21 protein-coding genes are annotated in these 23,244 nt (G+C 70.9%); 9 read left to right on the top strand and 12 right to left on the bottom strand.

The window, feature by feature from the left end:
• Positions 1–37: 37 nt before the first annotated feature.
• Positions 38–2,461, top strand: coding sequence for an excinuclease ABC subunit UvrA (locus OG959_RS01105; RefSeq protein ID WP_326656069.1), 2,424 nt, complete (start codon positions 38–40; stop codon positions 2,459–2,461).
• A 165-nt stretch (positions 2,462–2,626) separates the two neighbouring features.
• The gene (locus OG959_RS01110) at positions 2,627–4,393 is read left to right on the top strand and encodes a glycosyl hydrolase family 18 protein (protein WP_326656070.1); all 1,767 of its coding nucleotides are present in this window, start codon (positions 2,627–2,629) and stop codon (positions 4,391–4,393) included.
• A 73-nt stretch (positions 4,394–4,466) separates the two neighbouring features.
• Here OG959_RS01110 and OG959_RS01115 read toward each other — a convergent pair whose 3' ends face one another.
• From OG959_RS01115 to OG959_RS01125, 3 genes are read right to left on the bottom strand one after another with little or no spacing between them, the layout of a single operon-like run.
• Positions 4,467–5,213, bottom strand: coding sequence for a succinate dehydrogenase/fumarate reductase iron-sulfur subunit (locus OG959_RS01115; RefSeq protein ID WP_326656071.1), 747 nt, complete (start codon positions 5,211–5,213; stop codon positions 4,467–4,469).
• Positions 5,210–7,159 (bottom strand): fumarate reductase/succinate dehydrogenase flavoprotein subunit, encoded by a 1,950-nt coding sequence (locus tag OG959_RS01120; protein ID WP_326656072.1) that lies wholly within the window; start codon positions 7,157–7,159, stop codon positions 5,210–5,212. The genes OG959_RS01115 and OG959_RS01120 overlap by 4 nt, the downstream gene beginning before the upstream one ends.
• Before the next feature lies 1 nt (position 7,160).
• The gene (locus OG959_RS01125) at positions 7,161–7,868 is read right to left on the bottom strand and encodes a succinate dehydrogenase (RefSeq protein WP_326656073.1); all 708 of its coding nucleotides are present in this window, start codon (positions 7,866–7,868) and stop codon (positions 7,161–7,163) included.
• 95 nt (positions 7,869–7,963) lie between these two features.
• Between OG959_RS01125 and OG959_RS01130 the strand changes: the two genes are divergently transcribed.
• Positions 7,964–8,881, top strand: coding sequence for a LysR family transcriptional regulator (locus OG959_RS01130; protein WP_326656074.1), 918 nt, complete (start codon positions 7,964–7,966; stop codon positions 8,879–8,881).
• A 32-nt stretch (positions 8,882–8,913) separates the two neighbouring features.
• On the opposite strand, the gene OG959_RS01135 is transcribed toward OG959_RS01130, so the two are convergent.
• From OG959_RS01135 to OG959_RS01145, 3 genes are all read right to left on the bottom strand, one after another.
• A complete protein-coding gene (locus tag OG959_RS01135) occupies positions 8,914–11,088 on the bottom strand; it encodes a putative bifunctional diguanylate cyclase/phosphodiesterase (RefSeq protein ID WP_326656075.1) in 2,175 nt (724 codons plus the stop codon).
• Positions 11,085–11,903 (bottom strand): SAM-dependent methyltransferase, encoded by an 819-nt coding sequence (locus OG959_RS01140; RefSeq protein ID WP_326656076.1) that lies wholly within the window; start codon positions 11,901–11,903, stop codon positions 11,085–11,087. Before OG959_RS01140 ends, OG959_RS01135 begins: the two co-directional genes overlap by 4 nt.
• A 202-nt stretch (positions 11,904–12,105) precedes the next feature.
• The gene (locus OG959_RS01145) at positions 12,106–13,059 is read right to left on the bottom strand and encodes an SCO0930 family lipoprotein (protein WP_326656077.1); all 954 of its coding nucleotides are present in this window, start codon (positions 13,057–13,059) and stop codon (positions 12,106–12,108) included.
• A 738-nt stretch (positions 13,060–13,797) separates the two neighbouring features.
• On the opposite strand from OG959_RS01145, the gene OG959_RS01150 reads away from it, so the two are divergent.
• Entirely contained in the window at positions 13,798–14,565 is a 768-nt protein-coding gene (locus OG959_RS01150; protein WP_326656078.1) for a bestrophin-like domain, read from the top strand.
• Between the two features lie 172 nt (positions 14,566–14,737).
• Entirely contained in the window at positions 14,738–15,292 is a 555-nt protein-coding gene (locus OG959_RS01155; protein ID WP_326656079.1) for a hypothetical protein, read from the top strand.
• Between the two features lie 92 nt (positions 15,293–15,384).
• Here the strand turns inward: OG959_RS01155 and OG959_RS01160 are convergent, their stop codons facing one another.
• The gene (locus OG959_RS01160; protein ID WP_326656080.1) at positions 15,385–16,086 is read right to left on the bottom strand and encodes a hypothetical protein; all 702 of its coding nucleotides are present in this window, start codon (positions 16,084–16,086) and stop codon (positions 15,385–15,387) included.
• A gap of 313 nt (positions 16,087–16,399) precedes the next feature.
• Between OG959_RS01160 and OG959_RS01165 the strand changes: the two genes are divergently transcribed.
• Positions 16,400–17,059 carry a class F sortase gene (locus OG959_RS01165; protein ID WP_326656081.1) on the top strand — a complete coding sequence of 220 codons (660 nt, stop codon included), beginning with the start codon at positions 16,400–16,402 and terminating at the stop codon, positions 17,057–17,059.
• A 97-nt stretch (positions 17,060–17,156) separates the two neighbouring features.
• On the opposite strand, the gene OG959_RS01170 is transcribed toward OG959_RS01165, so the two are convergent.
• The gene (locus OG959_RS01170) at positions 17,157–18,002 is read right to left on the bottom strand and encodes a polysaccharide deacetylase family protein (protein ID WP_326656082.1); all 846 of its coding nucleotides are present in this window, start codon (positions 18,000–18,002) and stop codon (positions 17,157–17,159) included.
• A 164-nt stretch (positions 18,003–18,166) separates the two neighbouring features.
• Here OG959_RS01170 and OG959_RS01175 point away from each other — a divergent pair, with 164 nt between their 5' ends.
• A complete protein-coding gene (locus OG959_RS01175) occupies positions 18,167–18,628 on the top strand; it encodes a universal stress protein (protein WP_148015629.1) in 462 nt (153 codons plus the stop codon).
• A gap of 168 nt (positions 18,629–18,796) precedes the next feature.
• Complete coding sequence (locus OG959_RS01180; RefSeq protein ID WP_326656083.1) at positions 18,797–19,366, top strand: sigma-70 family RNA polymerase sigma factor; 570 nt, start codon at positions 18,797–18,799, stop codon at positions 19,364–19,366.
• Here the strand turns inward: OG959_RS01180 and OG959_RS01185 are convergent.
• On the bottom strand, positions 19,300–19,497 hold the full coding sequence (locus OG959_RS01185) for a zf-HC2 domain-containing protein (protein WP_326656084.1): 198 nt from the start codon (positions 19,495–19,497) through the stop codon (positions 19,300–19,302). The two genes, OG959_RS01180 and OG959_RS01185, sit on opposite strands and share 67 nt — an antisense overlap.
• A gap of 124 nt (positions 19,498–19,621) precedes the next feature.
• On the opposite strand from OG959_RS01185, the gene OG959_RS01190 reads away from it, so the two are divergent.
• Complete coding sequence (locus OG959_RS01190) at positions 19,622–20,134, top strand: hypothetical protein (protein WP_326656085.1); 513 nt, start codon at positions 19,622–19,624, stop codon at positions 20,132–20,134.
• A gap of 19 nt (positions 20,135–20,153) precedes the next feature.
• Here the strand turns inward: OG959_RS01190 and OG959_RS01195 are convergent, their stop codons facing one another.
• From OG959_RS01195 to OG959_RS01205, 3 genes are read right to left on the bottom strand one after another with little or no spacing between them, the layout of a single operon-like run.
• Positions 20,154–21,344, bottom strand: coding sequence for a sensor histidine kinase (locus OG959_RS01195; RefSeq protein WP_326656086.1), 1,191 nt, complete (start codon positions 21,342–21,344; stop codon positions 20,154–20,156).
• The gene (locus OG959_RS01200; protein ID WP_326656087.1) at positions 21,341–22,822 is read right to left on the bottom strand and encodes a sodium/solute symporter; all 1,482 of its coding nucleotides are present in this window, start codon (positions 22,820–22,822) and stop codon (positions 21,341–21,343) included. Before OG959_RS01200 ends, OG959_RS01195 begins: the two co-directional genes overlap by 4 nt.
• Complete coding sequence (locus OG959_RS01205; protein ID WP_326656088.1) at positions 22,819–23,181, bottom strand: hypothetical protein; 363 nt, start codon at positions 23,179–23,181, stop codon at positions 22,819–22,821. The genes OG959_RS01200 and OG959_RS01205 overlap by 4 nt, the downstream gene beginning before the upstream one ends.
• Between the last annotated feature and the right edge of the window lie 63 nt (positions 23,182–23,244).

Raw genomic sequence — 23,244 nt, forward strand, 5'->3', positions numbered from 1 at the left:
CGGTCAGCCTGCCCGAACCCGTACGGAGCCCCACCCCATGCCCACCCCCCACGATCCGTACGTCAGGGTCCGCGGCGCACGCGAGCACAATCTGCAGGACGTCCGGGTCGACATCCCGCGCGACACCCTCACCGTGTTCACGGGCGTCTCCGGGTCCGGGAAGTCCTCACTGGCCTTCGGGACGATCTACGCGGAGGCCCAGCGCCGCTACTTCGAGTCCGTGGCGCCGTACGCCCGGCGGCTCATCCACCAGGTGGGCGCACCGAAGGTCGGCGAGATCACCGGGCTGCCGCCGGCGGTCTCGCTGGAGCAGCGCCGGTCCGCGCCGGGGGCGCGTTCGTCCGTGGGTACGGTGACGACCCTGTCCAACTCCCTGCGGATGCTGTTCTCGCGGGCCGGGGACTATCCGCCGGGGGCGGAGCGACTGGACTCGGACGCCTTCTCACCGAACACCGCCGCCGGGGCCTGCCCCGAATGCCACGGCCTCGGCCGGATCCACCGCACCACCGAGGAGCTCCTCGTCCCCGACCCGGGGCTGTCGATCAGGGCCGGGGCGATCGCGGCCTGGCCGGGGGCGTGGCAGGGCAAGAACCTGCGCGATGTGCTGGACGCGCTGGGCTACGACATCGACCGGCCGTGGCGCGAACTCGATCCGGCCGACCGTGAGTGGATCCTGTTCACGGACGAGCAGCCGGTGGTCACCGTGCATCCCGTGCGCGACGCGGACCGGATCCAACGCCCGTACCAGGGAACGTACATGAGCGCGCGGCGCTATGTGATGCACACGTTCGCCGACTCCCGGAGCCGCACGCTGCGGGCCAGGGCCGAACGCTTCCTGACGAGTGCGCCCTGCCCGGTCTGCGACGGCAGCCGGCTGCGGCCGGAGGCCCTGGCGGTGACCTTCTCGGGCCGTACGATCGCGGAGCTGGCGGGCCTCGCGCTCACGGAGCTCGCCGAGGTGCTGTCGGCGGCGGGCGGGGACGACACCGCCCGGGTGCTGACGGGGGATCTGCTGGCCCGGATCGGGACGGTCACCGAGCTGGGGCTGGGCTATCTCAGCCTCGACCGTACGGCTCCGACGCTCTCGTCCGGCGAGCTCCAGCGGCTGCGCCTGGCCACCCAGCTCCGGTCGGGGCTCTTCGGCGTCGTCTACGTCCTGGACGAGCCGTCGGCCGGACTGCACCCGGCGGACACGGAGTCGCTGCTCGCGGTGCTCGGCCGGCTCAAGGAGGCCGGGAACACGGTCTTCGTCGTGGAGCACCAGATGGATGTGGTGCGGCAGGCGGACTGGCTCGTCGACGTGGGGCCGCTGGCCGGTGAGCACGGCGGCCGGGTGCTGCACAGCGGGCCGCCGGCCGCTCTCGCCGACGTGGCGGAGTCGGCGACGCGGCGCTTCCTCTTCGACGACGCCCCCGCTCCCGTACGCGAGGTGCGCACGCCCTCGGCATGGCTGCGGCTGCACGGGGTGAACCGGCACAACGTCCGCGGCGTGGACGCCGCCTTCCCGATCGGGGTGTTCACCGCCGTCACCGGGGTCTCGGGCTCGGGGAAGTCGACGCTGGTGGGGCAGGTGCTGGCGGGTGCGCTGGCGGACCGGCAGACCCCGGACGTCTCCGAGGAGCGGAGGGAGCGGCCCGCACCCGGCTGCGCCTCGGCGGAGGGGCTGGCCGCGGTGGACCGCCTGGTCCAGGTCGACCAGCGGCCCATCGGCCGTACCCCGCGCTCCAACCTGGCCACGTACACGGGGCTGTTCGACGTCGTGCGCAAGCTGTTCGCCGCGACCGACGTGGCGCGCGAGCGGGGCTACCGGGCCGGGCGGTTCTCTTTCAACGTGGCGGGCGGGCGGTGCGAGACCTGCCAGGGCGAGGGGTTCGTCTCGGTGGAGCTGCTGTTCCTGCCCAGTACGTACGCACCCTGCCCGGACTGCCACGGAGCGCGGTACAACACGGAGACGCTCGACGTCACGTTGCGGGGGCTGAACATCGCTCAGGTGCTGGACCTCACCGTGGAGTCGGCGGCCGGCTTCTTCGCGGACACGCCCGCCGCCGGACGCAGTCTGCGGACGCTGCTCGACGTGGGGCTCGGCTATCTGCGCCTCGGGCAGCCGGCGACGGAGCTGTCCGGTGGCGAGGCGCAGCGGATCAAGCTGGCCGCGGAACTGCAGCGCGCCCGGCGGGGCCACACCCTGTATCTGCTCGACGAGCCGACGACGGGGCTGCATCCGGCCGATGTCGAGGTGCTGATGCGGCAGTTGCACGGGCTGGTCGACGCGGGCAGCACCGTCGTGGTGGTGGAGCACGACATGGCCGTGGTGGCGGGGGCCGACTGGGTGATCGACCTCGGCCCGGGCGGCGGCGACCGCGGCGGCCGGATCGTGGCGGCCGGTCCGCCGGCGGGAGTGGCCCTGGCCGAGGGCAGCCGTACGGCTGCGTACCTCCGAGCCGCGCTCCCCGGGGACTGACTGCCCGGGCATCGCCCAACTTCCCTCTGCATCACACGAGTTAAGCGTCAGGGCAGCGACTGGACATGAAACAGTAAAGAACGTTGACAGTTATCTGGTCCAGACCAATCATGGGCATGCCTCACGGCAATCCGCCCGTTGTCCCACCCCGCTGGGAGCTCCCCCATGAGACGTCCAAGAACAGTCGGCGCCGTCCTCGGCGCCTTGGCCACCGTCGTCGCGTCCGCGGGCCTGGTCCTCGGATCAGGCGCCGGCGCACAGGCCGCCGCGACCGCCGCCACTCCCCTGCCCGCGCACGTCTTCGCCCCGTACTTCGAGGCGTGGAACGGCGACAGCCCGGCCGCGCTCTCCCAGGCGTCCGGCGCCAAGTACCTGACCATGGCCTTCATCCAGACGGAGGCCCGCGGTTCCTGCACCCCCTACTGGAACGGCGATGCCGGCACCCCCATCGCCTCGTCCGAGTACGGCGCCGACTTCACCACCATCCGCTCGCGCGGCGGTGATGTGATCCCGTCGTTCGGCGGCTACGCGGCCGACAACGGCGGAACCGAGATCGCCGACAGCTGTACGAGCGTCGACTCCATCGCGGCGGCGTACGAGAAGGTCATCACGACCTACGACGTGTCCCGCCTCGACATGGACATCGAGGACAACTCGCTGGAGAACAGCGCCGGCATCGACCGCCGCAACAAGGCGATCAAGAAGGTCCAGGACTGGGCGGCCGCCAACGGCCGTTCGGTGCAGATCTCGTACACCCTGCCCACCACGACCGGCGGACTCGCGGCCAGTGGCCTCGCCGTGCTCAAGAACGCGGTCTCCAACGGCGCCCAGGTCGATGTCGTGAACCTCATGACGTTCGACTACTACGACGGTGCCGCGCACAACATGGCGCAGGACACCCAGACGGCCATCACCGGCCTGAAGGGCCAGCTGGCCAAGCTCTACCCGTCGAAGACCGACGCCCAGCTGTGGGGCATGACCGGCATCATCGAGATGCCGGGCATCGACGACTACGGTCCGGCCGAGACGTTCACCACGGCCGATGCCACCCAGGTCTACAACTGGGCCGTATCCAAGGGCGTCAGCACGCTGTCGTTCTGGGCACTCCAGCGCGACAACGGCGGCTGCCCCGGCACCGGCGGCAGCGACATCTGCTCCGGCATCGCGCAGGACACCTGGTACTTCAGCCACACGTTCGCCCCGTTCACGAGCGGCGGCAGCGGCCCGGTGACGGACGACTACTCGGTGGCCGTCACCCCCGCGTCGGCGACGGTCGCACCGGGCGGTTCGGCCACGGCCACCGTGAAGACCGCGGTCACCTCGGGCAGCGCGAAGACCGTCGCGCTGACGGCGAGCGGAGCGCCCGCCGGAGTCACGGCGGCCCTCAGCCCGGCGTCGGTCACCGCGGGGGGCACGTCGACGCTGACGGTCAGCGCCTCCGCGTCGGCCGCACCCGGCACGTACAGATTCAACGTGACCGGCGCATCGGGAACGCTGAGCCACTCGGCCCCGTACACCCTGACCGTCTCCGGTCCGGGCGGCGGCACCGGATCGCTGGTCAACGGCGGCTTCGAGACCGGCTCGCTCGGTCCCTGGACCTGTGAGTCCGGCGGCGATGTCGTCTCCACCCCGGTGCACGGCGGTACGCACGCCCTCGCCGCCGCGGCCACCTCCTCGCAGACCGGCGAGTGCACGCAGACGCTCACCCTGACCCCCAACACCAAGTACACGCTTCAGGGCTGGGTACAGGGGAACTACGGCTACCTCGGTGTCCGGGGCGGCGCGTCGGCGAGCACCTGGGGTTCGTCGAGCGGCTACGCCAAGCAGTCGGTGGCCTTCACCACCGGCGCGAGCGGCACGGTGACCGTCTATCTGCACGGCTGGTACGGACAGGGCACGGTCTACGGGGACGATCTCTCCGTGACCTCCTGACCCTGCCGGAGACGTATGGACTTCCCGGTCCCGGGGGCGGGCGGCCTCCGGGACCGGGAACCGGCACGAGCGCTCAGCGGTGGACCTTGCGGGTCGCCCGCAGCCACTCCTTGTTCATCGCGGAGATCGACGGCAGCGGAATGCCCTTCGGGCAGGCCGTGGCGCACTCACCGGTGAGCGTGCAGCCGCCGAATCCCTCGCTGTCCATCTGCCCCACCATGTCCAGGACCCGGGTCTCGCGCTCCGGGGCGCCCTGCGGCAGGACGCCCAGGTGGTTGACCTTCGCCGAGGTGAACAGCATCGCCGAGCCGTTGGGGCAGGCGGCGACGCAGGCGCCGCAGCCGATGCACTCGGCGTGCTCGAAGGCGAAGTCCGCGTCCGGCTTGGGCACGGGAGTCGCGTGCGCGTCGGGTGCCGTACCGGTCGGGGCGGAGATGTAGCCGCCGGCCTGGATGATCCGGTCGAACGCCGAACGGTCCACGACCAGGTCCTTGACGACCGGGAAGGCCGAGGCGCGCCAGGGCTCGATGTCGATCGTGTCGCCGTCCTCGAAGGACCGCATGTGGAGCTGGCACGTGGTGGTGCGTTCCGGCCCGTGGGCGTCGCCGTTGATGACGAGGCTGCACGCGCCGCAGATGCCCTCGCGGCAGTCGTGGTCGAAGGCGACGGGGTCGTCGCCTTCGAGGATGAGCTCCTCGTTGAGGGTGTCGAGCATCTCCAGGAACGACATGTCCTGCGAGATTCCCTCCACCTCGTAGGTGGACATGGCGCCGGGGGCTCCGGCGTTCTTCTGACGCCAGACGCGCAGGGTGAGCTTCATGCGTAGCTCCGCTGAGTGGGGTGGACGTACTCGAAGACGAGGTCTTCCTTGTGCAGGACGGGGGCCTCGCCGGTGGCGGCGAACTCCCAGGCCGCCGCGTACGAGAACTCCTCGTCCCGGCGGGCGGCTTCACCGTCCGCGGTCTGCGACTCCTCGCGGAAGTGGCCTCCGCAGGACTCCGCGCGGTGCAGGGCGTCGAGGCACATGAGCTCGGCGAGCTCCAGGTAGTCGACGATGCGGTTGGCCTTCTCCAGCGACTGGTTGAACTCGTCGCCCGTTCCGGGGACCTTGATGCGGCGCCAGAACTCGTCGCGGATCTGCGGGATCCGGTCGAGGGCCTTGCGCAGGCCCTGGGCGGTGCGGGCCATTCCGCAGTACTCCCACATGAGTTCACCGATCTCCCGGTGGAAGGAGTCGGGGGTGCGGTCGCCGTCGACGGCCAGCAATAGGTTGAGCCGGTCCTCGGTCTCGGCGACCACCTCCTCCACGGCGGGGTGGGAGGCGTCGACCTCGTCGTGGTGCGGGTTGCGGGCCAGGTAGTCGTTGATGGTCGACGGCAGGACGAAGTAGCCGTCGGCGAGGCCCTGCATCAGCGCGGAGGCGCCGAGCCGGTTGGCGCCGTGGTCGGAGAAGTTGGCCTCGCCGACGGCGAACAGGCCCGGAACGGTGGTCTGGAGGTCGTAGTCGACCCAGAGTCCGCCCATCGTGTAGTGCACGGCGGGGTAGATCCGCATCGGGGTCTCGTACGGGTTCTCCGCGGTGATCTGCGCGTACATGTCGAAGAGGTTGCCGTACTTCTCCTCGACCTCGGCGCGGCCCATCCGCTCGATGGCCTCGGCGAAGTCCAGGTAGACGCCCTGCCCACCGGGGCCGACGCCGCGGCCCTCGTCGCAGACGTTCTTCGCGGCGCGGGAGGCGATGTCGCGGGGCACGAGGTTGCCGAAGGCGGGGTAGACGCGCTCCAGGTAGTAGTCGCGCTCGTCCTCGGGGATCTCGTTCGCGGGACGGTCGTCGCCCTTGGCCTTCGGCACCCAGATCCGGCCGTCGTTGCGGAGCGACTCGCTCATCAGCGTCAGCTTGGACTGGTGCTCGCCGGTGCGCGGGATGCAGGTGGGGTGGATCTGGGTGAAGCACGGGTTGGCGAAGTACGCGCCCCGCCGGTGGGCGCGCCAGATGGCGGTGGCGTTGGAGTTCATCGCGTTGGTCGACAGGTAGAAGACGTTGCCGTATCCACCGCTGGCCAGCACGACCGCGTCGGCGAAGTACGTGTCGATCTTCCCCGTGACCAGGTCGCGGGCGACGATGCCGCGGGCCTTGCCGTCGACGACGACCAGGTCGAGCATCTCGGTACGGGGGTGCAGTTCGACATTGCCCGCCGCGATCTGCCGGGAGAGCGCCTGGTAGGCGCCGAGGAGCAGTTGCTGTCCGGTCTGGCCGCGTGCGTAGAAGGTGCGGGAGACCTGGACGCCGCCGAAGGAGCGGTTGTCGAGGAGGCCGCCGTACTCGCGGGCGAAGGGGACGCCCTGCGCCACGCACTGGTCGATGATCTCGACGGAGATCTGGGCCAGGCGGTGGACGTTGGACTCGCGGGCGCGGAAGTCGCCTCCCTTGACGGTGTCGTAGAAGAGCCGGTGGACCGAGTCGCCGTCGTTGCGGTAGTTCTTCGCCGCGTTGATGCCGCCCTGGGCAGCGACCGAGTGGGCCCGCCGGGGCGAGTCCTGGAAGCAGAACTGGACGACGTGGTAGCCCTGTTCGGCCAGCGTCGCACCGGCCGAACCGCCGGCCAGGCCGGTGCCGACGACGATGACCGTGTGCTTGCGGCGGTTGGCGGGGTTGACCAGCTTCGCCTCGAAGCGGCGGGTGTCCCAGCGCTCGGCGACGGGGCCGGCGGGCGCCTTGGTGTCGGTGACCGGTGCGCCGGTCGCGTAGTCCGTGTAGTCGTTCATGTCAGCTCACCACTCCGGTCATGACGGCGACGGGTACCGAGACGAAGCCCACGGTCAGCACCAGCGCGAGGACGTTGGCGGTGGTCTTCAGGACGCGGTCGCGGGTCGCGCGGCCCGCACCGAGGGTCTGCGCCGCGCTCCAGAACCCGTGCTGGACATGCAGCCCCATGGCGAGCATGGCCACGATGTAGATGACGTTGCCGTACCAGGTGGAGAAGGTGTCGATGACGTTCTGGTACGGATGCCCGGACTGGAATCCGCCCGAGTGCACGGTCCCGGTCGTCAGGTCCAGGATGTGCCAGACGATGAACAGCGCCATGATGATGCCGCCGTAGCGCATCGTGTTCGTGGCGTAGCTCGCGCGCGGCTTCCTGTGCACGTACTTGGTGGGTCGCGCCCTGAGGTCGCGCCGGCTGAGCTGGTACGCGGACACCGCGTGCAGGACCACCGCGGCGACCAGGACGACACGGACGATCCACAGCGCCCACTCGTGGTGCAGGAACGGCTCGCCCATCACGCGCAGCCAGTGCGCGTAGCCGTTGAACTCGTCGGAACCGAAGAAGATCTTCAGGTTGCCGACCATGTGGACGACCAAGTAGAGGAGCATGATCAGACCGCTCACGGCCATGATCGTCTTCTTGCCGACGGATGAGTCCCAGAGCGTGCGCGTCATGGACGGCCGCCGGTCCGTCCGTGTTGCCAATGCCATGAACACGACGCTAGGGCCAAAGGACCCGATCAGTCCAAGACATGGAGTACCTGATGTCCATAGGCATGCTCTATCGAGGGCGGTAGGCTGGGCGCATGCAGTTCCAGCAGCTCCTCTACTTCGTGGCGGTCGCCGAGGCCCGGCACTTCACCCGCGCCGCGGAGGAGGTGCACGTCTCGCAGCCCTCGCTCTCCCAGCAGATCAGGGCCCTGGAGACCGAGCTGGGCGCCGAACTGTTCAGCCGGGCCCGGGGGAACATCACGCTGACGGACGCGGGCGAGGCCCTGTTGCCGCTCGCCCGGCGCATCCTGGCCGACGCCGACACCGCACGTCACGAGGTCCAGGAGCTGGCCCAGCTGCGCCGCGGCCGGGTCAGACTGGGTGCGACGCCCAGCGTCTGCACGGGGCTGCTGCCCGATGTGCTGCGCGACTTCCACGACCTGCACCCGGGGATCCAGCTGCTGCTGGAGGAGGGCGGTTCGCACGACCTGGTACGTGAACTGGCGCGCGGCGCACTCGACCTGGCCCTCGTGGTGCTGCCGCTGCCCGCGGCCTCACCGGCGCTGACCACCGTCGAACTGCTCCAGGAGGATCTGGTGGTGGTCTCCTCGGCGGACGGCCCGCGGCCCGGCCGGGGCCGCACGGTCCGGATCGCGGATCTTCAGGGCGAGCCGCTGGTGATGTTCCGGCACGGCTACGACCTGCGGGAGCTGACGGTCGCCGCCTGCCGCGCCGAGGGCTTCGAGCCGTCGTTCACGGTGGAGGGCGGCGAGATGGACGCCGTGCTCGGCTTCGTCCGGGCCGGCCTGGGGGTGGCGGTGGTCCCCAGCATGGTGGCCACCCGGGCCGGACACGATCTGCGGACGACACCCCTCGCGCGGCCGGGACTGCGCCGCACGATCGCGCTGGCGCACCGCAGCGACGTGGCTCCGCCACGGGCGGCACGGGAGCTGCAGCGGGTGCTCCTGGCCAGCCGGGCGGACGCCGTGCCCTCAGGGCCGTCCGGCGCTTGAGGACGGACCTGGGGGCGCGGCGTCCGCCGGACTCACACCGCGTCGGCCAGCAGCAGGGAGTGGATCCGGTCCGGCGCGCCGGGGCGCGCGTAGTACCAGCCCTGGGCGGTGTCGCAGCCCAGCTGCCGCAGCTGCTCCGCCTGCGCCCTCGTCTCCACGCCCTCCACGGTCACGGCCAGGTCCAGGCTGTGCGCGAGCGACACGATGCCCTCGACGATCTTCAGGTCGACGGGGTCGGCCGGATGGTGCTGCATCCCCTGGGTGAAGGACCGGTCCAGCTTCAGCACGCTCACCGGCAGCCGCCGCAGGTTCGCCAGGTTGGAGTACCCGGTACCGAAGTCGTCGAGCGCTATGTCGACGCCCATCTCCGCCAGTTGCCGCAGCGGCTTCAGCAGGTCCTCGTCCGCCCCGATGAGGGCCGACTCGGTGACCTCCAGGCACAGTGCTCCCGCTTCGAGCCCGGAACGCTCCAGGACGTCGACGGTCTCCGCGACCAGCCGCGGGTGGTGCAGCTGGGCGGGTGAGAGGTTGACGTTGATCCGCAGCGGGCCGCCGTCGGTGTGCCGCTCCTGCCAGAAGTTTGCCTGGCGCACCGACTCCTCCAGCACCCAGCGGCCGAGCGGCACGATCAGCCCGGTGTGCTCGGCGAGTGCGATGAACCGGTCGGGCCCCAGCACCCCGTGCTGCGGGTGGCACCAGCGCACCAGGGCCTCCGCGCCGTGCACCGAACCGTCGTCCAGGTGCACCAGCGGCTGGTACTCGATGAAGAACTCACCGCGCTCCAGTGCGGCCGGCAGCGCCGTGGTCAGGCCGTGCCGGGTGATCGCGCGGGCGTCCGCCTCCGCGTCGGCGAGCTCGAAGCGGTTGCCGCCCGCGGACTTGGCCCGGTACATCGTGATGTCGGCGCTGCGCAGCACCTCCGCGGCACTGCGCTCACCGGCGGGCCCCTCGACGACCCCGATGGAACCGCGGACGGTCAGCTCGCGCCCGTCGAGGCGGACCGGCGCGGCGAGTACGCCCAGGAGCCGGCACGCCAGCTCGTCGACCTCCGCCGCGGTGTCCGGTCCGGTGGTCAGCGCCACGAACTCGTCGCCGCCCAGCCGCGCCACCATCTCACCGGGTGCGGTCGCGCAGCTCTGCAGCCGGTCCGCGACCTCGACCAGCAGCCGGTCGCCCGACGCGTGGCCCAGACTGTCGTTGATCGCCTTGAAGCCGTCCAGGTCCAGGTAGCAGAGGCCGAACCGGCTCCCGTCGCCCGCCGAGAGCGCCTTCTCCAGCCGCTCCAGGAAGAGCGTCCGGTTCGGCAGGCCGGTGAGCGCGTCGTGTGTGGCCTCGTACCGCAGCCGCAGATTGAGGAGCCGGCGCTCGGTGGTGTCCTCCATCAGGGCCAGCTGGTACTCGGGCCGGCCCTCGGAGTCACGGAGCAGCGACACCGTCAGATTGGTCCACAGGACGGTGCCGTCGTTGCGGTAGTACGGCTTCTCGACCCGGTAGTGCTCGCGTTCGCCGCGGACCAACTCGTTGTAGTACTTCCAGACCTGCGGGGTGTCCTCCGGGTGGACCCACTCGTTGAGGCGGTGGCTCAGGACGTGGTTCTCCAGACCGCCGAACATCCGGGTGAGGGTGTCGTTGATCTCCAGCAGGTTGCCGTCCAGGTCGGCGATACCGATGCCGATGGCCGCGTCCTTGAAGACGGCCCTGAAGCGCGCCTCCGTCGCGTGCAGCGCCTGTTCGGCGTGGGAGCGTGCGGAGAGCGCCGAGCGGGCGATGGCCTCCTGCTCGGCGAGGGTCCGCTCGCGCAGTGCCTGGGAGAAGCCGCCGGCGACCGCGTGCTGGATCCGTGCGCTGCGGGACCGGCTGTCCTCGGTCGAGAGCGCGACCGGTCCGTTGCTGCCGCAGTAGAGCACCAGGTACGAGTCGACGACGCCGAGCGTGGAGCTGAGCGCGTCCGGATCCGTGCAGTGCGCCGCGACGAGTGCCGTGCCCACCGCGCCTGCGGCTGCCGGGTCGAACGGGCGGGCGTGCAGCGTGTCGCTCAGCGCGCGGGCCAGCGGCAGCAGATGCTGCTCGAACTCCGGCCGGGTCATGGAGGTGGCCGTCGACGGGAAGATCGCCCGGCTCCAGATCGTGGCGAATCTCCGGAGCCGGTCCTCGGGGCCGTCGGGCTCCGCGTCCGGGGCTCCGGACGCCTGGGCGGGAATGCTCACGCCTTGCGTCCCACTCCGGCGAAGCCCGCGAAGGCGTACGGGTCCTCGTTCTCCTGCGCGCCGGAAGCCTCGGGACGCCAGAGCGGCATCGGCACCAGTCCGGGCTCGACCAGGTCGTAGCCGTCGAAGAACCGGCCGACCTGATCGCCGGAGCGCATGACCAGCGGGTTGCGGATGTCCTTGTACACGCCCACCGCACCGCCGGCCTCCTCCCGCGTCACGGGAACCCCCTCGTACGAGGCGTGGGTGACGACCAGCAGGCTTCCCGGAGCAAGGATGTCGCGCAGCGCGGCGACGGCCGCCTGCGGGTCGTCGGCGTCCTCGATGAAGTGGAGGACGGCGACGAGCAGCAGCGCCACAGGACGGTCCAGGTCGAGGAGCTTGGAGACCTCGGGGTGGTCGCGGATCTCCTCCGGCCGGCGCAGGTCGGCCGCGGCGATCACCGCGCGGTCGTTGCCTTCGAGTACGGCCTGACTGTGTGCGACAGCGACGGGATCATGATCGACGTAGGCCACTTTCGCCTGCGGGTCGAGCGCCTGCGCGACCTCGTGCACGTTTCCGAAGGTCGGTATCCCGGAGCCGATGTCCAGGAACTGCGTGACGCCCTCGTCGAGCGCGAAGCGTACGGCGCGCCGCATAAAGGCGCGGTTCGCCTGCATGATCTTGGGAAGTCCCGGCATGAACTCCATGGCCTTGCGAGCCGCTTCCCGGTCCACCTCGAAATTGTGCGAGCCGCCCAGATAGAAGTCGTACATTCGGGACACGCTCGGCACCGAAATGTCAATGCCTTGCGGTGCCCAGGCGGGACGCTCCATCGATGTCTCCAACAAGTCGCCTCGGGGATCCGGCCATGTTCATGGTCAGTATTGACCAGAGGCTACTGACCCACCGCCAGGAGAGCGAGCGGAAACGGAAATTAGCGGTCCGTTATTGGTCACACACCCGTGGCATGTGCAACCGCCCCGTCGCTGCCTGTGACATTCGGCGACGGGACGGCACCGGAAGACCGCGTGGGAACTACTTCGGCGCACCGACCAACTTGGCCTGGGGAGAGACCGCGTACCAGGTGCCCCCGACCCCCTGACCGTTGGTGTCACCGGGTTTGACGTCCCCGGAGAACGTGTAGAGGGGCCAGCAGTCGATGGCCTGCTGCTTGAGTCCGTCGGGCCGGTCGAAGGTGACGAAACCCTTCGTGGTGACGCCCTTCACATCATTCTTCCCGACCGGTGCGACAACCGGCCACTTCGAGAGACAGGCGCCGGTGCAGGCCGACTTCATCGGCCATGCGACGTCCTTCTTGAACCGGTAGACCGTCATGCCGCGCTTGTCCACGACGATATCGCCGAGTTTCGGATCCTTGCGCACCGAGAGTCCCGCGAGGTCGGCCGGTTCCGTACCCGAGGGACCGTCCGCGTTCACCGCCGCCTTCTTGCCGTCCGGCGCCGCGGCGAACCAGGTTCCGCCCACTCCCTGCCCCAGGGCGTCGCCCGGGCCGGCGTCCTTGGCATACCGGTACATCGGCCAGCCGGCCAGTGTGAGTTGCTGCGTACCGTCGGCCCGGGTGACCTTCCCGACCGTAGCGGCATCCGTTCCGGCGGCGGCCGTGACATTGCCTGCGGGCACCGGCGGCCAGGCTTTCGCACAGTCGCCATCGCAATTCGACTTGGGCGGGCCGGCGGTGTCCTTGTCGAATCGGTAGAGCGTGAATCCCTCGCTGTCCGTCACGACTTTGCCGAGCTTCTTGCTGTCCCACACCGCGAGCTGACCGGCCTGCTTCGCCGACGCGGTCTCCGTCGTCGCGCCGTAGCCGCTGTCCGATCCGTAGCTGTCGGCGGCCTGCCCGGCCGGACTCGCGTTGCCCACGTTCTGCCCTTCGGGGGACTCGCCGCCCTTGTCCTGACCGCACGCCGTCGTCAGCGCCAACAGGGCCGCCGCGGCGACCGCGAGCGAGGCGTTTCGCCAGGTGTTCATGTCAACTCCCGTGGTACTTCCGCCAGTTGCGACGCGGGTTCGCGCCGTTCATGGCAGTGGATACGGGCGCCGGGCCGTTCTTTGTTCAATGCGTACGCAGATTCTTCCGAAGCCTCAAACACCGAGTGCCTCAGGTCCCCTCCATCAGGCGAATCCCAGGGCTGTCCGGCGTGCCCCGCCACGGCCCGGAACATGCTCCCCGTCGTGTACGGATCACTCATCGGCCGGCTCACCGCGGCCGTCGCACTCACCTGGCTGCTTACCGCCCCGACGCCCGCGCTGGCCGACAGCTGCGCGTACGCCTCGATCGGTGACGGTGACGGGGGTACGGCGGTGGCCGACAGCGGCAACGGCAGCTGTTTTGCGGGGCCGGTGCCGGAGCCCACTCCCCCGCCGGCTCCGAAACCGAAGCCCCCGCCCCCGCCACCTCCGCCACCTCCACCACCGCCCCCTCCGCCGCCGCCTCCACCTCCGCCCGCTCCCGCTCCCCCTCCACCTCCGCCCGCTCCCGCTCCACCTCCCGAGCCGCCCCCGGCGCCCACTCCGTCGCCGTCCCCCACCCCGTCCGCACGCCCGGCGCCACCCGCGCCCGTGGCGCTTCCCTCGTACCGCAGACCCGTACGGAAGACCCTCGAACGCCAAACCTCCCTGGTCACGCTCACTTTGATGATCACAGCCCCCGCAGTGTTCGCCGTCGCCGTACTGCGGCCCCGTTCCCGATGACCTCCGGAGGCACCCATGTCGGAATGGCTGGTTCTCACCCTCGCCATGGCCGCGGCCAGCACCGTCGTGCTGACCATCGCCGTACTCAACAACCGCCGCCTTCCCGAGGACGACGACCCGTCCGAGACACCTGACGTCATCGAGTACATGACGATGATGATCGGGGTGGTCTACGCGATCGTGCTGGGCCTCGCCATCGCGGGCGTCTGGGAGGGCCGCGGCGCCGCCCAGGAGTACGTACGCCAGGAGGCTCAGGCGCTGCACGAGGTCAGCGCGCGCTCGTCCGTCTATCCGGTCGAGGTCCGTACCCGGATCCGCGCGGACGTCGACGCCTACGTCAGCTACGTCGTGCACGAGGAATGGCGGACCATGAGCGAGCACGGCACCCTCAGCGACCGGGGCGGAGCGCTCCTGGACCGGGTACGCGCCGACGTCACGGACTACCGGCCGAAGACGGACCACGAGGGGCAGGCCTACCAGCCGCTGGTCGACCAGGTCGCGGCGGCGGACGACGCCCGCAACGCACGAGGCCAGAGCGCAGGGGCCACGATGCCGGGCGTCGTCTGGTTCGGGCTGATCACCGGGGCGCTGGTGACGGTGGGGCTGATCTTCACCCTGCAGATCCGCCGGACGTTCCGCGAGCTCCTGCTGGCCGGACTCTTCAGCGTGCTCATCGCCTTCCTCCTCTTCCTCATCTGGGACTTCGACTCCCCCTTCGGCCGGGGCATCTCGGCGACCGCCGCGCCGTTCCTGGATCTGTTCCCCGGCGCGGCCGGCGGATAGCGGGCCTCTCCCCCGGGCGGTGCGCCGCTCGGGGGACAGCGGTGCCCCGAGCGGCGCACCCCGATCGCGGGCGAATTGCACCACTTCTAGCGTTGCCCGCATCGAGGTGCATTTCTGACGCTTTGTGGAAATCCGTTCCGCAGCTGCTCCTCGGGGACCCGGAGGATTCACCATGCGCGCAATACGTGTCACACCCGTCGCTCTGCTCGGCGCCGCAGCACTCGCCCTGACCGCCCCGGCCGTGACCGCGTATGCCGCTACCACGGGCGGACCGTCCAACAACGGGAGCGGATACACCGTCACGCCTTCGGTGATCGCGCCCGGCGGCCAGGTCACCCTGGCGGCCAGGGCCTGCTCCACCACGGCCACGGCGTCCTCGGGGGTGTTCGACACCGTCAGCATCCCCCAGGGCGGCACCGGCCGGGCGACGGTCGATTTGGACGCCAAGCCCGGCGCCGCCTATGAGGTGACGTTCACCTGCAACACCTCGCCGGTCTCCACGGCCAAGGTGAACCTCACGATCAGCGCCGCCACCAGCACACCCACCACGAGCTCGACGAGCTCCGCGGTGTCCACCGCCTCCCCGGCCGGTGTGCAGGGCGGTCTCGGCGGCAGTATCGACAGCATGGACTCCGGCGAGATCGTGGCCGGCACCGCGCTGGCCGTGGCAGCCGCCACCGGCACCGTCTTCGTGGTGCGGCGGCGCAAGGAGAACCGCTCGCACTGACCGGCACCGCCGGCGGAACGAAAGTCGCCCCGGGTCCTCTTGGAGGACTCGGGGCGACTTCGGTTATCGGGCCGGTGGGTGCGTCTTTACGGTCAGATCGCCCCATGGCTCATCCTCCGGCGGCGCATGACGTACATGCCTCCGCCGAGGGCCGCCGAGGCGACCAGACCCGCGCCGACGCCCATCTCCGCCGGGCTCGCGGCCATCGAGCCGCCGAAGCCGCCCTGCGCGCCGCGGCTGTTGAGCACGGTGAAGCGGTGTCCGGCCGTCCGGTCGGTGCCGTCGCAGCGCACCGTCAGGTTGTAGGAGCCGGGAGTCGCGTCGTTGAAGATCCGAACCCGGGCGTGGCCGACCCGGCCCGCCGAAAGCCTCGTGGTGCGGAACGCGTTGGACGAGACGCTGCCGCCCCGGCCGCACCCTTCGGCACTGACCTGCATGGCCGCGCCCTGGTGGACGCGCTCGGGGTCGACGGTCACGTTGTTCGGACCGTTGTTGCGGCCGTTTCCGCCGTTCCCGCCGTTCCCGCCGTTTCCGCCGTTCCCGCCGTTCCCGCCGTTTCCGCCGTTCCCGCCGTTCCCGCCGTTTCCGCCGTTCCCTCCGTTCCCTCCGTTTCCGCCGTTGTCGTTGCCGTTGCCGTTGCCGTTGTCCCAGTCGCCCGGGTCGTTCCAGTCGTTCTGGCTGTTGCCGTTGTTCTGGCCGTTCCCGACGTCTCCACCTGCTGCGGCCATCGGGGCACCGAGCCCGAGAGCGGCGACGGCGGTCGCGGCGACAACGAGAGCGCGTGTAGCACGCATCGTTCGAACCTCCAGTGGGAAGCGCCCCGGAGCCCTGTGCACCGGGATGGATCGACGAGAACGCCTCCCATGACGAACCCTCACCAGATCCTTGATCCACCGCATTTCGGGACTGCTCCACCCCGGTGATCCGACACACCGGGCGAACACCCGTGAACCTGATGGACCCGCAGGTCACAGACCGTCAGAACTTTTATCCGGCCGCTACTCCGATAAGCACCCCGCCGGATCGCCGCCACCCGTTCGCGCTTCCCTGAATGCCGCCCGGCCGACCCGCGCCTAGCGTTCCCCTCGTCGCGACGAAGGGAGAACCATGGGCCGGGACAACTGGCGCCCAGAACGGATCAGGCACTCACCGTGGGGCGCACTCGCGCTGGCGATGCTCACCGGTCTCGCGTTGATGCGGAACGGCGCGGACCTCTCACCCGGGCCGCCGCAGCCGGTCGCCGCCACGTCGGTGGGGCACCAGAAGGTCGCCCCGGGGGCGCCGGTGGCCGGACCGACCGTGAAGCCGCTGGCGTACGCGCCCGTCGCCCGCGTTGCCATCCCCTCGATCGGGGTCGACGCACCGGTGGTCGACGTGAACCTCGACGCGAACGGCTGGATCGAGACACCGCCCCCGCAGGACCCCAACCTGGCCGGCTGGTACCAGAACGGCATCGCGCCGGGTCAGCTCGGCACCTCCGTCATCGTCGGTCACGTCGACAACCAGGCGGGACCCGCCGTCTTCTACGGACTCGGCTCGCTGAAGAAGGGCAACCGCGTCGAGGTCACCCGCAGTGACGACCGGATCGCCGTGTTCGAGGTGTACGGGGTCGAGGTGTTCTCCAAGAACGACTTCCCCGGCGCCCGGGTGTACGGCGACACGGGACAGGCGGAACTGCGGGTCATCACCTGCGGCGGTGGATACACGAAGGCCAACGGCTACGACGGCAACGTGGTGGCCTTCGCCCGCCTGGTCGAAACCCGCTGAGGCCACTGACGCCCACGGGGCCCGCAGAGGTCGATGAGGCCTGCTCACGCCTGCTGCCGGGGACGGACACCGTCCCCGGCAGCGGCCGTCCCCCGCTTCAGCGGCGCTGGGGCACCGTGATCCGGTACCCGTCGTCCAGCAGTTCCGGCAGGTAGTGGCGCAGCGCCGCCACGCTCTGCGAACGGTTGCCGCCCGCGTCGTGCGAGAGCACCACCACCCCGGGGCCCGCTCCCTCCCTGACCCGGCGGACGATGCTGTCGGTGCCCGGCACGGTCCAGTCCAGGGTGTCCACCGTCCAGGCCATCGGCTCCATCCCCATCGCCGCCCCGATCTCGAACGAGTTCCGGTTCCAGGCCCCGTAAGGAGCCCGGTACCAGAGCGGCGGAGCGCCGGTGATCTTCTCGATCACCTCGCTGGTGCGGCCCAGCTCGTCGGTGACGCCGGACCGGGAGAGCTTGGTGACGAGCGGGTGGGTCCAGGAGTGGTTGCCGACGGTGTGCCCCTCGTCGGCGATCCTGCGGACCAGGTCCTCGTTGTCGTGGGCCATCTCCCCGCAGAGGAAGAACATGGCCCGTACGTCGTGCTTGCGCAGCGTGTCCAGGATGTGCGGGGTGTAGAGCGGGTCGGGTCCGTCGTCGAAGCTCAGCACCATGGCCCGGCCGATGTCCGGCAGTTCCTCGAAGGGCCGGGTGCGGACCGGTGGCGTCGCCGGTCGGTAGTGGGGCGGGTTGTCCGCGGTCATGGGCCGCAGCCGGTAGGCCAGCGGCCGGGTCCGCAGGGCGGCTACCTGCGGACCGGCCGCGACGGCCGACGGCGGCGCGGGACGCCGGAACGGGGTGCCCGCGGAGTCCGCCGCGACCAGGCGCACGACAGTGGCGGCGCCCAGCCCGGCCGCCAGCCTCAGCAGCGTTCTGCGCATCGGCGGCATCTGATCATTCTTCATGACCAACTGCTCGCACATCCGCTCTGTCACCCCTCTCAACGACACCGGTCACGGAGGGTTTTGCACCCAATGGAGGGAGCGCGTCCGCGCATCCGGCAGCAGCGCGCCGGGGCACTCGGGAGCCCGGGACAGGGTCGTCCGAAGGAGCCGATAGCCTCACTGCCGTGACAGACCAGCAGCCCCACCAGTTCGAACGTGGCACAGACGGCCCGAAAGTGATCGTCGCGGGCCTCGACGGTTCCGATTCCTCCATGCGCGCCGCCGCGTATGCCGCAGGTCTCGCCCGCCGGCAGCGGGCCATGCTCGCCCTCGTCTACGTCCAGCCCGTGCTGACCGCGGGGGCCGCGCTCGGTGCGCCGGTCGGCGATGCGACGGGGGATGTGGCGGAGAGCCTGGTGAACGAGATCCGGGAGTCGACCGAGCGGATGAAGGACATATGGGATGTGCGCTGGGAGTTCCACACCTTCCGCGGTGATCCGTACAACGGGCTGGTGACGGCGGCGGACGAGCTCAAGGCGGACGCCGTCGTGGTGGGCGCGTCCGAGTCGGCGGGGCACCGGTTCATCGGCTCGGTGGCCGTACGTCTGGTGAAGGCCGGGCGCTGGCCTGTCACCGTCGTCCCGTAACGCCCCTCTCCCGCGCCGCCGCCCGACCGTTCACCGCACCATTCGCCGCTCCGTGCGACCGCTCGTCGCACGGGGCCGCGTTTGTCCTGTTCCCCGGGGCGTGAATGCGTTCGTATACGCCAGTCAGCAGCGAGGCGGCAGGGACCTCCGCGGGGAAGGGCGTGCACCATGACCACGACGACGACCGATGACCGGGCACTCGCGGATCTGCAGCGTGAGCACGGACCCGCCCTGTTCCACTTCCTGCTCGGTCTGACGTTCGGCGACCGGCAGCGGGCGGAGGATCTCCTCCAGGAGACGCTGGTGCGGGCCTGGCAGCACCCGGAGGCCTTCGACGGACCCTACGAGTCGATGCGGCCGTGGCTGTTCACCGTGGGCCGCCGGCTGGCGATCGACGCCCGCAGGTCGCGGCTGGCCCGGCCGGCCGAGGTCAGCGACGCCGTGCTGGAGAGCGCTCCGGGCCGGGAGGACACCGCGGAGTCCACGGCGTCCGCGCTCGATGTGCGCGAGGCGGTCCGCACCCTCAGCCCCGAGCACCGGGCCGTACTCGTCCAGATCTACTTCCGGGGGCTGAGCGTGGGCGAGACCGCCGAGGTGCTCGGGATACCCGCCGGCACGGTGAAGTCCCGTTCCTACTACGCCCTGCGCCTGCTCTCCCGTAACCTCCCCGGCTATTCGAGCAGGTCCTCCTCGGTGAGCAGCGGCAGCAGGGCCGCCGCCTCCGCGACCGCCGCGTAGTCGGCGGCGCAGTGCTCGCAGCTCTGGAGATGCCGGGCGACGGTGCGCGCCTCCGCGGCCGGTAGCGCGTCCAGGACGTAGGCGCCGAGCAGCTGCCGCATGTGGGGTCCCTCCTCCGGGTGGCCGGTCATCGCAACCTCGTATCTGTGACGGATCGGGTCCGACGGATCCTGTCCTTCTGGCCACGCGGGGCGCGCTCCCCCGGTTCAATGCTGCGTGTAGGGCCGTACCGAGAACGGAATGGGGCGAGACCGGATGCGTCCGGAACGTCAAGACGGATCCAGTGACGGCGGGCTGATGATCCCGATGGCCTGGATGTACGCGGAGTACATCGCCGACGAACTGCTGCGGACCGGCGAACTGATGGAGCCGGCGACGCTGGAGTACCGGGCGGGGCGCGATGCGCTCGCCCTGACCGTGTTCCTCTCCGACGGTGCGGTGGCCGGGTCCCTGCCGTCCGCCCGGGTGGACGAGCTGCGGCTGCTGACGGCGTACGGAGCCCCGTGGCGCGGCTGGGTCTGCTCGCGGCTCGACGCGCTGGCGGAGGCGGGCGACACCGGGCCGGACCTGGCTCTGGCCCGTGCGGCCTGGCGGTGGCTGGAGGACACCGAACTCCTGGCGGCGGACCTGGAGGCGCTCGGTCCGCCGGCGTGGGAGCCGGCCGACGGTTCCGGGGAGGCGGAGGAGGAGCGGGCGGCCGCGCAGGTCTGGACGCCTGCATGGCAGCTGGGACTGCCGCTGGGGCACCTCTCCATCCACCTGTACTGAGGGGTCGCCCGCCACCGCTTCAGGAACCGTGCACCCCGGCGCGGTACTTCGGCAGCCGTACGGTGATGCGCATGCCGGCGCCGATGCCCGTCTCGATGACGAGCCCGTAGTCGTCCCCGTACACCTGGCGGAGCCGTTCGTCGACGTTGAGCAGGCCGATGCCGGTGGAGTTCCCGCCTTCGCCGCGCAGGATGTGGCGCAGGCGTTCCGGGTCCATGCCGGTGCCGTCGTCCTCGATGACGACCTCGGCCTCGGAGCCGGCGTCCAGGGCGCTGATGGTGATACGGCTGGAGGTGACGGCCCCTTCGAGCCCGTGTTTGACGGCGTTCTCGACCAGGGGCTGGAGGCAGAGGAACGGCAGGGCGACGGGCAGCACCTCCGGGGCGACCTGGAGCGTGACCGAGAGGCGTTCGCCGAACCGGGCCCGGACGAGGGCCAGGTACTGGTCGATGGAGTGCAGTTCGTCGGCGAGGGTGGTGAAGTCGCCGTGGCTGCGGAACGAGTAGCGGGTGAAGTCGGCGAACTCCAGGAGGAGTTCGCGGGCCTGCTCGGGGTCGGTGCGGACGAACGAGGCGATGGCGGCCAGTGAGTTGAAGATGAAGTGCGGGGAGATCTGCGCGCGCAGGGCCCTGATCTCGGCCTCGATGAGCTGGGTGCGCGAACGGTCGAGCTCGGCGAGTTCCAGTTGTACGCAGACCCAGCGCGCGACCTCGCCCGCGGCCCTCGCCAGGACGGCGGACTCGCGCGGGGCGTAGGCGATCAGGGTGCCCAGGACCCGGTGGTCGACGGTGAGCGGCACGGCGACGGCCCAGCGCAGCGGGCAGTCCAGGTCGTCGCACTCGCTGCGGAACGCGGTGTCGCGGCCGGTGGCGAGGACGTCCCGGACCTGGTCCATGATGTGCCGGCCGTGGTGGTCGCCCTCGCCGTCCCAGACCAGGATCCGGTCCCGGTCGGTGAGGCACAGGGCGTCGGTGCCCAGCAGCGAACGCAGGCGGCGGGACGATCTGCGGGCGCTCTCCTCGGTCAGCCCGGCGCGCAGCGGGGGTGCGGCGAGCGAGGCGGTGTGCAGGGTCTCGAACGTGGCGTGTTCGACGGGTGTGCCGACGTCGCTGGTGCGGACGGGGCGTGCGGTGCGCCGGCCCGTCAGCAGGCCGCCGCCGAACAGCAGGAGCACGAGGAGCACGATGACGGCGTATCCGGCCCCGGTCACCGGTGCCTCCCGGTGGTGAGTGCCTCGGGCAGGTGGAATCGGGTCATGGCGGCGTTGGTGCCGGCGGGTATCCGGCCCGGGGTGGCGAGCGAGACCAGGATCATGGCGAGGAAGCCGACGGGGACGGACCAGACGGCGGGCCAGGCGAGCAGGGCGTGCGGCCAGCCGGGGGGCCGCACCGCGCCGCTGACGGTGATGGCGACGGAAAGCAGCGCGGAGCCGCCGCCCAGGACGAGTCCCGCAACCGCTCCGGGCGGGGTGAGCCGGCGCCACCAGATGCCGAGGACCAGCAGCGGGCAGAAGGAGGACGCGGACACGGCGAACGCCATCCCGACCGAGTCGGCGACCGGTACCCGGCTGACGATCAGCGACCCGGCCAGCGGGACGGAGATGGCGAGGACGGTGGCCAGCCGGAAGTGCCGTACGCCGCGCGAGGGAAGGACGTCCTGGGTGATGACGCCGGCCACGGCCATGGTCAGTCCGGAGGCCGTCGACAGGAACGCGGCGAAGGCGCCGCCGGCGATGAGCGCGCCGAGCAGGTCGCCGCCGAGCCCGCCGATGACCCGGCCGGGCAGCAGCAGCACGGCGGCGTCCGCGTCTCCGCCGTGGATGAGTTCGGGTGCGTAGAGCCGGCCGAGGGCTCCGTAGACGGGCGGCAGCAGGTAGAAGACACCGATCAGGGCGAGGACGGCGACGGTGGTGCGGCGGGCGTCTCGGCCGTTGGGGCTGGTGTAGAAGCGGACGACCACGTGCGGCAGGCCCATGGTGCCGAGGAACGTGGCGACGATGAGCCCGTAGGTGGCGTACAGCGGATGGTCGGCGCGGAAGACGGAGAGCTGCTCGTCGAAGGTGACGCGGGGCCGTCCGTCGCCCTGCCAGGCGAGCACCAGGAAGATGGCGGGGACGAGGAGCGCGGTCAGCTTCAGCCAGTACTGGAAGACCTGGACGAAGGTGATGGAGCGCATCCCGCCCGCGGCGACGGCAAGGACGACGACGGAGGCGACGAGGACGTCACCGAGCCAGCCCGGCGCCCCCGTCAGGATCTTGAGGGTGAGCCCGGCGCCCTGGAGCTGCGGGACGAGATAGAGCCAGCCGGCACCGACGACGAGGACGCTGACGAGTCTGCGTACCTGCCGGGATTCCAGCCGCCCCTCGGCGAAGTCCGGCAGGGTGTACGCCCCCGAGCGGCGCAGCGGGGCTGCCACGAAGACGAGCAGCACCAGATACCCGGCGGTGTAGCCGACCGGGTACCAGAGCATGTCGGGTCCGTGGACGAGTACCAGGCCCGCGATGCCGAGGAACGAGGCGGCGGAGAGGTACTCGCCGCTGATCGCGGCCGCGTTCAGCCGGGGCCGTACGGTGCGCGAGGCCACGTAGAAGTCGGAGGTGGTGCGCGAGATGCGCAGCCCGAACCCGCCGACGAGGACGGTGGCGAGGACGACGGTGGCGACGGCCGCCACCGCGTACGTGCGGCTCATGGTGCGGGGCGGCCTTCCACGAGCCGGGCGAAGTCGCGCTCGTTGCGCTCGGCGCGGCGCACGTACCACCAGGCGAGCAGCGTCAGCGGCGGGTAGGCGGCGAAGCCGAGGACGCCCCAGACGACGGCCGAGCTGTGCAGGGCCTCGAAGACGAGGGGCAGGGTGCCGACGACGACGGCGAGGCCGGTGAACGCGGTGAGTCCGGCGCGCAGCTGGCTGCGCATCAGCGAGCGGACGTAGGCGCCGCCGAGCGCGGTCTGCTCGTCGATCTCCGACTGGGTGCGGTAGCGCGGCAGCGGACGCACCCGGCGGGGCTCCCCCGTCACCACTTCACGCCGGGGCGTTGGCTCTGCGGACATGGGGCCGGAGTGTACGCAGCACCCGACCCCGCTGGGAAGGGGTCCGGGCGCGGGTAGCCGCTG

Source organism: Streptomyces sp. NBC_00385 (assembly GCF_035917155.1).
In the GTDB taxonomy this organism is placed as follows: domain Bacteria; phylum Actinomycetota; class Actinomycetes; order Streptomycetales; family Streptomycetaceae; genus Streptomyces; species Streptomyces poriferorum.